The following is an 8,756-nucleotide window of genomic DNA, read 5'->3' as shown; positions in this document are numbered from 1 at the left end:
TTAACATAATACACGTTATACGAAATGCAATTTTTTATTCTATATAAATCATTGTCTTAGCGTCCACAAAAAAGCCCAATCACACCTGATTGGGCTTTTTCTTTGATTTATCACGTTCCACGCCTATTACTTGATCAATGTTTCACGACTTTGTTCATATCAGTTAAACAATCGTGGTTAATCATAGGGTCTAAAAAAACGGCTCCAAAAGCCTCTTTTTTCCGGTTCCTGTTCAACGTGCTCCGGCACTGGAATTCGCTTATTTTCTGTCTGCTCCGGAGTAGTCAATCCGTCATGTTTCGGTTCTGCTGTGTCCAGATCGGGATCTGTTTTGACCATGCTTGATTGTACTGGTTCTTGATCGGTAAACGTAGTCATATTAGGTTTTGGGGCTTCTAATAGGCGTTGCATCGTTTCAATTTGGTTTTGATAGAAAGATTCCCGATCTTTGGCATCATCAAGCTGATTTTTTAGCATGTCTATTTGTTGTCTAAGCAGTAAAACTTCTGCCGAATTTGGACTGTCTATTTTTACAGGTTCTTTTACATCCTGTTTTTTAACTGGTTCCCCAAAAACGCGTATGGCTTCTGCTAGATCAATCTTATTATCAGAATTTTTACTTAAAATTCCTTTCTTTATGTTGTTGTAAATTGTTTGTCTATTGATGTTGTACAGCTTGGAAAGTTCAAGAACTGTAAGGGTTTTCATGCTGTAAACCTATGCCTAAACTTGTCAAAATTGATTGTCTATTAGACTGTCTAATAGACAAATGATCAAGTCTATAATTTAGGCAGCTTTAAACCCGACTTTTTGAAGGTAAGGATGTAACTCTTCAAATTTAGTGGGGTCTTGAAGCATGTCAGCGATACGTAAAGCAAATTGCTGATAGCTCTCAGTACCTTCTGAATATCGTCCCATCTCTGGTAGTCCGGAAAGTTTATTAGCAAAAAAATGGCGTTGTTTATCGGTCATTTTTGAGAAGGCATCTAAAGTATTAGGATCTCTCTTGCTCTCGATATGCTCATGAGTTAATTTCTTTTGTTTAAAACTGAATGAAAAACCTGAAATTGAGCGTCCTTTTTTATGCTGTTCGTACTTCAGATTGATATCTGAAAACTCATTAATTTGGTCTATAGCAATATCAAGTACACGTCTCTTAAATGCTTCCATTCTGGTGTATTCGTTTACACCAATACCCAATTGGCTACGGAATTTATTTAATTCAAAAAGAGGGGTCTTCCCTATAGATTTCCACTGCATTAATAATTCGTACAGACGAACTGCATAGACGCTTTTAAATTCAGATGTTTTTCGTAGATGATAGCTTGTGAAATATTGTTCAAACCCATCTATTTTAGTGACATGTTCGATAACTACACGCGTTAATGTAACGAGAATTCGACCTTCACCTTTTCTATAGTTTGCATCTTGAATCCAACGACTTTTCGTTAGACTTCCATCTTCATTTGTAATTGTGAATTGTCGCTTAAATAGTGAGTCTTCTGCTTCAATTAAAGCTAAATAAGCAGCATCTGGAGAAACATTAAAAGCTTTCGCATATCTAATGGCACTTAGTTCTAATGGTTCATCAGTTGATAAACCTTGTCCTGTTTCTCGAGCATCTACAATAGCAAGCTGTAAAAGACGAGTTTCACTTAAGGTTAGAGTCTGTAAGGCTTGAACAAGTTTATTTGATTTTACGACTAAGTCTGTCATGTTGTTCTATATAGCAACGGTTTTATTATGTTGCTATAACAACATAATAAAAATCTGTTGTCAAATACCGAGGAAACGTTGCTATATAACCGAGGAAACGTTGCTATATAACCGAGGAAACGTTGCTATATAACCGAGGAAACGTTGCTATATAACCGAGGAAACCCTTTTGTATAACCGCTTTCAGCTTATCTAAAAACATTTAAAAACATTAAAAATAATTAAAAGCCTTTCAAATGAAAAATTGCCCTATGTTTTCGCTACGCTCAAACTCTATTGAATCTCGCTTTCGCTCGATTCGAGGGGCAATTTTTGGCTCAGAATTTCGTGACTTTAAAAAAGCAAAAGCACGAATGAATTCGCTACGCTCATAAGTTCTTTATGCTCGCTTCGCTCGGTCTAGACATCATTTTTCTGCAAGTGATTTACTGTTTTTAAGATTTTTATACTAAAAAATTGTTTTCCAGAGAGTCTAGGCGCGACTTTTCAATGTTCGCTCGTAGACACTCGCTCTGAAATTGCGATTAGATGCAAAAAATAGGGGGTATGCGCGATTTTTCACTGATTACTATGATGAATCTATGTCGATGAGGAAAACGTGCTTAAAATGCAAATGATGAGCTTTTAGGAAAAGGTAAGGCGGCCTCCTAAGGAGACCGCCTTGTGTTTTGATTTGCCGTGTTCAAATTCACGAAACTAACGCGCTTAACGCTAATCATTTATTGAGTTCGCGACTAGAACGAACTCGCAGTTATCAACTTACGACATCTTCACTGTTTCCAGTGGAAGCGACTCTCATGGATCCTCCATCAAGACTAAGCAGGCCCTGACTTCTACACATCACAAAGTACACACTTCAAATTGTGTTTTAGTTCCACAATCACGATTTTATATAACATCATCCCACTAGCAGCATGCTGCATCATCGCAAAAATCAGTCAGCAGCAGATCCGTCTCCGGAACAACTGGGTGATTTCAAAGCGCAAACTTCAACGTAACCAACGCTTTTTTCTTATCTTAGTGAATACTCATGAAATATTATTCATCCGACCGCTACTTCAGGATGTTTAACGTCTATTCACTTTCTCCCGTGCCAAACAGGCTTGCCGCATTTCATAGCTGCCGAGGTTGCCACACCTCTCCCCTGACAAACTTTGTTTTCTCAGTCCGGTTATGCACCGTATTGCCTTTCGTTCACCCACCCCTTACGTTTTTATTCGCTCGAAGTGACCTAATTAATCTGTAAATAAAACCAAATTAAATCTATTCAGCAACTCTCCCTCTCTCATTAATAAAACCTTATAGCACTCTCGCGGAGTGTTTTCGGTCCCAAAGCCTATATCAAGGAGCCACCTTATATAATCATTGACTTGAGAGATTCCCACTTTAGCGTTAACAGTCTTTGTCTATTTCTAGTGAAATAGACGGTCAGTACGCTTATCCGTTCAACCTGATATCAGCTATTCCCTTTTTTTGAGGTAAGAGTTCCGAAAACCCTCATTATTAACCGATATTAAACTTCATTACGGGTAAAGCACTTAACCTACGCAAAGCAACATGCTTGATCCAATCTCTTGAATCTCCTTAGTGTCACTGTTACAGGCTTGAGCTATCCATAGATCTCAATAACTAATCAAATATGTCATCACGACAAATCAATTTGGTTAATCATTGAGTACCGAGCAGTCCAGATTTCTCCTCGTGCCCCTAGTACCTCGCGATACTCTCATAAGCCCACCTGTGCGCAACGCATACCACCCTGTTAAGGAATTGAAGCGGTAAACGTGTGTTCCTAACGCATCTATCATTCCATGAAGATACTCACACTCTCTGTTAAGCAGGGTTTGCCCTTGTCACCAAGGATCCCGTTTCAGTGTCGCCCAACTGTTTTTTGTTTCTCAATGTCATTTCATAGACATCTTGGAGTGGGTCAAAGAACAGAATCTCACTGTCCAGTGCCCTTCGCAGCCGCACCAACGCCCTTTCGGAAGTATGCAGCTACACGGTCTTTAGCATGTGGTGGCTGCCACATGCACACGAACCGAAAAAACAAAGCTTAGAAAGTTTCGCTCACTGCACGATTAACACAGGAAAGCTCATTTCATATTTTGGCAATGCCATCATCGCCGGCTTTTTTAAAGTTGGCAAATTTTCAGATGTTTTCGCGCCCGCCAATTTCAGGAACTCTTATTTATATTTCTGCCATTAAACAGCTAGTTAGAATGAAATTTACTCAAAAATAGTCAATAAAAAATATATGTTTCAAAGGGGTACTTTTATAGTTATGGCAAAGATTTTTTTAATGTATAAAAAACAACAAGTTAAAAATTGAAATTGTATGAAAAATAACCAATTGTTTTTTATTTCTTTATTTTCAAATATATAAAGAGCATGGATCATTTTCTTAATGATTCAATATCTAAAAATAAAAGTCTTTTTTTAACGTTTTATTATGTTAAAACCCAATAGTTTCTTAAACATTAAGTTCTTTATAATCAACAGTTTACATTGAGTTTTTGAGCTGTTAGATTGATGCTTTTCAGGGTGACTAAGATGTCTTTTAGTAATAACCAAAAACTGATCGGAGGAGATGAAAAAATGTTCATTATCGGTCTGATTGATAACTTTTTCTATCGCGTGATCGGAGTAGATTCTCGTCCAAAATTTTGGGGAAATAACTTTGAATTTTATGAAAAAGCTATGTCAATCTCTGTGTCATCTAGTAAGCGTGATATCGATAGCTTATTTATAAGGTTCGGCACGCTTTGGAATTCTGAAAATAAAAAAGAAATCGTTATCGAACAGATGGATTTTCGAAAAGAGTTATGTCATCTGGATGTATCTATTAAATTACTATTAATTCTCTGTGAAATAGCTGAAAAATTCAGTTATCAGACGATTAGATTTCTTAAGCCCAGCTGGGTCTTAGTTGGTGAATACATATGCTTTAAGTTTGGATTTTCATCAAATAATGAGATAGATCCTAAAAAATTAAAATTGAGATTGAAAAAATATCTATCTGAGAAAGCTTAGGATGGTGATAGTCACTATGAGAGTTAATTTCGTATAAGAGATTTTATGTTAAGCAGATGCCTGAAAAGCCCATGAATTGGGCCTTTCGTATAAACTCCATCATGTTAAATGAGCGGTTTCTATACTCCCGCACAAGCAAATGCAAATGCTATAACACAAAACTGTAGAATCATTAAGGGTGGGAAAAAGACATGAGTGATGGTCCATAAGCAGGCGATAGGAGTAACTATCCATCTCCCTCCTTTACCAGATGCAGTAATAATAATAAAAATAATTATTTGATAAATAATTACTCCGACACTAAGAATTACCATTTTTTTTCAAATATAGAAATTTTATCTGAATTATAAGAAAAAATTTTTTAATATCAAATACTAGGCGTCTTACATTTGTCAAAATTTAATCAGTATCATCTTTTTAGTAGTTTTTCGAAAAAATTAGTTTTTTTCAGATATAAGTTTTAACAATGATTGATTATTACCAATTTCTGAATGGATCTAATCAGGCTTCTAGTCAAGAAAGGTTTTGTTGCACAAATATCTAAAAATATGATTTTATTATATTTATTTTTCATTAAAATTTTCACAACCCCCTTAAAGATCAGTATCTTGCAAAATATTTATGCAACAACGCCAACAAAAGAAGAATTGAAAGGAAAAAGGCTTATTCAGTCAAAGACACCAAAAGCATATAAGACTAAGTAAGCCCAAAAGATAAGAACAATTAAAATTGATTTACATGATTAGGTTTAATAGCATTCAAGTTGTGGTCTCGATGCAACTAATACTTTTGATATTTCTGCTCCTGTTTCAGCTTCTGATGCTACTTCGGGTATTAACAGCCAAATATCAGTTAAAGTAACTTTCGCACTTCCTATATAAGCGCAACTTTCAGATGTTGGTAGACCTCGGCTAACTATTTGTGAGTTTTTTATAATAGGACTATCGATATTATCGACCATTACTCCAAAGTCTAGCAGGTCTTCGATTGCAGTATCCTCTGTACTGAATTCAAGAAATAATTTTTTCTGATCATTTATTGAGTCATAGCTATAGTTATATTTAACATCTATAGGTCTATTAGCTTTGTAAGTCTTTATTAGAGCTGGTGGAAAATAAGGATCTGCTTGAGCTTTTTTTACATTTTCAAGTATGAAAACTTCAGCAGAGACATTATATGTAGTAGTTGCCAACAAAATTAATAAACTGGTTTTCAGAGTACGAGCTATTTTCACTATATTTAACCTTATGTTTTAATTACACACAGTATTTAGTCTGGAACTGATTTTGAGTTAGTTTATTTTTACTATTCAATATTTCAGCATATTTAGTTGTGTTCATATTTTTCAATCTACTATTTAATCCTCTTGTTATAGACAAAGGCATCGTATTCTCACGATATCCACCACGAGGCTTAGATGCCCTTAAAGAGGAGTACATTTGGAATTCACCTAAACAATGTTTTTGATTAACTTTGGTTGAATTAGGAGAGTTTATGGCTGTAAATTTTTGATTTGAATAAACATATTTGTATACGTTAGTTTTATATTCAGAATTGGAACAATTAAAGAAAATTTTATTTTCTTGTTCTTTGGATTCACAGCTAAAACCATCACTAATTAGATGTTCAGGAATATTGCTTAAATTAGTATCTATTTCTTTAGCCTGATAGTTGAAATTAATAGTTTGAATAATTGGCGCAGGATAGTAAGGGCTTGCTAAAGATACGACCACATATTCATTAGAAAGTTTATAAATATCAGGCATAATTCCTGGGCTAATATTTAATTTTTTTATATTTCCATCGTTGGAGAGAACCAATCCCTCTTCACTTTCTTGGAAGTATTTATTCCCACCTAGTTCAAAACCATATTCTGAGTTTTTTAATTGAATTGCATAAATATGAGATGTAAAGAGAGTAAGTAAAGTAAAGCTTATAAATTTCTTCATCTTGATCCTAATTTATTGGACAGTAATGTATAAACTAGGAATACTAATTAGTAATTGATTGAATTAAAATATTTTTTTTAATTTTTTGTGATGGGTACAATTTTATCATTTTTTAATACACGATGGCTTTGTTGCACAAATACCTAACATTATGATTTTATTATATTTATTTTTATTAAAATTTTAAAAAACCTCTTAAAAATCAGTGCTTTGAAAAATATTTATGCAACAAAGCCGACCATAAATATCATGTCTAAAACTACTACTACCTCAAATTGATGAGAATTATATACTTAACTTATTTGAAAGTAATTTTTAATTTTTCCTAAAATTAATATAATACACCTTATGCGAAGTCAAAAATGGGAGCTTAAGCTCCCATTTTTACTGATGATTTTTTAATTCTTTGAGCATAGCATCCCGCAAAATTTCATTCATTCGTGTTTGATAGCCTTTGCCTTGAGCTTTAAACCATGCAAGTACATCAGCATCTAAACGAATGGAAGTTTGTTGCTTCACTGGGCGATAGAATTGATTATGGCGTACAGCATTGCTCCAGTCGGTAATTTCAGGCATATCTGAGAGATATAGCTGATCGTCAGGAACCGTTCCCTTAGCAAGCAAGCGTTGAATTTCAGCATCTTGCTTGTCGCTGAATTTTTCATTCAGTTCTTTGCGTGAGTATCTAACCATGCTCATATCTATCTCGCTCCGCTTTGGTGACTTGTCTTGCACTAATGATTCGTATGATTTCACAGTCGTCTTCATCAAAGATGGTGTGAGCTACTAAGAGCATTAGTACGCCTTTTACTTTTCCAATGGTTTGCCAACGTTCTTCACCATCGGTATGTCTGTCTTGGATTGAGATCCTTAATGGATCATCAAAAACAAGGCTTGCTGTTTCGAAAGAGACATCGTGCTTTTTCTGATTCTTTCGATTCTTTGCCTCATCCCATTCGAAATACTGTTCCATAAAAAACATTCAAATTTGTATATACAATAATGTATCACATAATTGTATCACTCAAGTTGAATAGAGTTTTTTTGGTCAATTTTATTGGCTGAAAGTGACAAATCTGTTCAATAAAAAGCCGACTTGTTTCAAAGTCGGCTTTTTGGTGTTTTTTTGGATTATGTAAAATTTACAAATTATTGATTTAATTAAAATAATAAAGATTTATTTCGTATAACGCCCATTATGTTAAATATAGGGTTATTAGTTAATCTGTTATTCCAAGTAGGACTAGTAAGTACTACAGCTTAACATCCCAGCTATATTGTAGCAGTTAGTAGTTTTAGGAGTTGCTTGTTTGATTGTATTATTTATATCTTCCCAAGCTCTTCTATTAGCTTCTTGTTGCATCAAATGTAGTTGCACTTGTTCATTACTTGCAGGAGTTAGGATCCCACTTGTTTGGTTTCCTTGTTTATCGAAACAATACAATGTATCAGGATCATTAAGTTTGTATTGGTATTTCGGGCAATTTGGCGGTATGTAATATACTTTTCCATTATGAGGCGCTGTTTGATATCCAGTTGTCGAGCAAGCTACTACTGTGAATATTATTGGTAAGATCAAAAGTATATTTTTCATTTTAAATAAAATTTATGCATAAAAAAGTAAGTATAATTTTTTTACATAAAAAAATAAATATAATATATTAGTCCTATACATATTTAAAAATATTTATAGGAACTACAGTATGAGATTTTATGTAATAATTTTAGGAGGTTTTCTAACTTTAATTACATGTGTAGCAAATGCAGAGATGTATAAACTATATATAAAAAGAGATGATAGTAATCTATATATTGATACAACAGCGAATATAGTTATCAAAACAAAATATTGTTATGAATATACATATGGAGATGAAGCCATCTTGAGTTATGAGAAATCTTCGTACTCTAATAAATTAATTTTTAAAAATGGAAAGTCATGTGATATAGATTGGATTGCAAAAATTCAATAGTTTCAAACTAACCGATATCTAACTCTGGAAATATTTTTACCTAAGAAAGGCTAATTTAATAATTTCTAAACTTAACATAATACAC

General features: G+C 33.9%; 7 protein-coding genes. 1 reads left to right on the top strand and 6 read right to left on the bottom strand.

The window, feature by feature from the left end; all coding sequences use genetic code 11:
- Positions 1-177 precede the first annotated feature (177 nt).
- Both FTV38_RS15840 and repM read right to left on the bottom strand, forming a co-directional pair.
- Positions 178-708: a plasmid replication DNA-binding protein gene (locus tag FTV38_RS15840; protein ID WP_180022972.1), complete on the bottom strand. Its 531-nt coding sequence runs from the start codon at positions 706-708 to the stop codon at positions 178-180.
- A gap of 78 nt (positions 709-786) precedes the next feature.
- Positions 787-1,716, bottom strand: a complete 930-nt coding sequence (repM, locus tag FTV38_RS15835; RefSeq protein ID WP_180022971.1) for a replication initiation protein RepM — start codon at positions 1,714-1,716, stop codon at positions 787-789.
- Between the two features lie 2,553 nt (positions 1,717-4,269).
- Between repM and FTV38_RS15830 the strand changes: the two genes are divergently transcribed.
- On the top strand, positions 4,270-4,749 hold the full coding sequence (locus FTV38_RS15830) for a hypothetical protein (RefSeq protein ID WP_180022970.1): 480 nt from the start codon (positions 4,270-4,272) through the stop codon (positions 4,747-4,749).
- 748 nt (positions 4,750-5,497) lie between these two features.
- On the opposite strand, the gene FTV38_RS15825 is transcribed toward FTV38_RS15830, so the two are convergent.
- The 4 genes from FTV38_RS15825 to FTV38_RS15810 form a co-directional block, all read right to left on the bottom strand.
- Positions 5,498-5,983 (bottom strand): hypothetical protein, encoded by a 486-nt coding sequence (locus tag FTV38_RS15825; RefSeq protein ID WP_180022969.1) that lies wholly within the window; start codon positions 5,981-5,983, stop codon positions 5,498-5,500.
- A gap of 22 nt (positions 5,984-6,005) precedes the next feature.
- Positions 6,006-6,698: a hypothetical protein gene (locus FTV38_RS15820; protein ID WP_180022968.1), complete on the bottom strand. Its 693-nt coding sequence runs from the start codon at positions 6,696-6,698 to the stop codon at positions 6,006-6,008.
- Between the two features lie 384 nt (positions 6,699-7,082).
- Positions 7,083-7,397: a BrnA antitoxin family protein gene (locus tag FTV38_RS15815; RefSeq protein WP_180022967.1), complete on the bottom strand. Its 315-nt coding sequence runs from the start codon at positions 7,395-7,397 to the stop codon at positions 7,083-7,085.
- On the bottom strand, positions 7,384-7,671 hold the full coding sequence (locus FTV38_RS15810) for a BrnT family toxin (protein ID WP_004884492.1): 288 nt from the start codon (positions 7,669-7,671) through the stop codon (positions 7,384-7,386). The genes FTV38_RS15815 and FTV38_RS15810 overlap by 14 nt, the downstream gene beginning before the upstream one ends.
- Positions 7,672-8,756 lie beyond the last annotated feature (1,085 nt).

The organism is Acinetobacter sp. YH16044 (genome assembly GCF_013417145.1).
Classification (GTDB): domain Bacteria; phylum Pseudomonadota; class Gammaproteobacteria; order Pseudomonadales; family Moraxellaceae; genus Acinetobacter; species Acinetobacter amyesii.
This window is presented reverse-complemented; position numbering and strand designations above follow the sequence as displayed.

Excerpts from the sequence above, each read along its gene's own strand:
- FTV38_RS15840 (WP_180022972.1), bottom strand. The coding sequence starts at position 708 with ATGAAAACCCTTACAGTTCTTGAACTTTCCAAGCTGTACAACATCAAT.
- repM (WP_180022971.1), bottom strand. The coding sequence starts at position 1,716 with ATGACAGACTTAGTCGTAAAATCAAATAAACTTGTTCAAGCCTTACAG.
- FTV38_RS15830 (WP_180022970.1), top strand. The coding sequence starts at position 4,270 with ATGTCTTTTAGTAATAACCAAAAACTGATCGGAGGAGATGAAAAAATG.
- FTV38_RS15820 (WP_180022968.1), bottom strand. The coding sequence starts at position 6,698 with ATGAAGAAATTTATAAGCTTTACTTTACTTACTCTCTTTACATCTCAT.
- FTV38_RS15815 (WP_180022967.1), bottom strand. The coding sequence starts at position 7,397 with ATGAGCATGGTTAGATACTCACGCAAAGAACTGAATGAAAAATTCAGC.
- FTV38_RS15810 (WP_004884492.1), bottom strand. The coding sequence starts at position 7,671 with ATGGAACAGTATTTCGAATGGGATGAGGCAAAGAATCGAAAGAATCAG.